A 647-nucleotide genomic window follows, 5' to 3' on the forward strand; every position below is an offset into this window, starting at 1 on the left:
GCCTTGGCCGCGGCGATCTGCCCCAGCGCATCCGCCGAGGACAGGTGCAGGATGTGCGCCCGGGCCCCGGTCTCCCGGGCTGCGTCGATGACGCGGGCGATCGCGACGTTCTCGGCTTCACGGGGGCGCGTGGCGAGGAAGTCGGCGAACTTCGGACCCGAGTTCTTCGGCGCCGAGGTCATCACCTCGTGATCCTCGGCATGGACGATGAGCATTCCGTCGAAGGATGCGATCTCGGCCATGTCCGCCTTCATCTCCGCCGGTTCCAGCGGCGGGAACTCCTCGACGCCGGAGTCCTCGAGGAAGCATTTGAACCCGTAGACGCCCGCGTCATGCAGAGGACGCAGATCCGCGGTGTTGCCGGGGATCGCCCCGCCCCAGAAGCCAACGTCGACGAAGGCCTTGGGTTCAGCGACAGCCCGCTTGGTCTCGAGGGCCGCGACGTCGACAGTCGGCGGCAGGGAGTTCAGCGGCATGTCGACGATCGTCGTCACTCCCCCTGCCGCGGCCGCGCGGGTGGCGCTGGCGAAGCCCTCCCACTCGGCGCGACCGGGATCGTTGACGTGGACGTGGGAGTCGACGAGACCGGGCAGCAGCACCTGATCGTCCCCGATCTCGATGACGTCGACCCCCGCCGAGGCGGCCGT

Annotated in this window: 1 protein-coding gene; it reads right to left on the bottom strand. The window is 69.2% G+C overall.

What is annotated here, in order from left to right; all coding sequences use genetic code 11:
* A partial coding sequence (locus AD89_RS0117695; protein ID WP_025781025.1) for an amidohydrolase family protein occupies positions 1-647 on the bottom strand: 647 nt, incomplete at both ends.

The sequence above is a fragment of the Brevibacterium sp. VCM10 genome, assembly GCF_000583215.1.
Taxonomy (GTDB): Bacteria; Actinomycetota; Actinomycetes; order Actinomycetales; family Brevibacteriaceae; genus Brevibacterium; species Brevibacterium linens.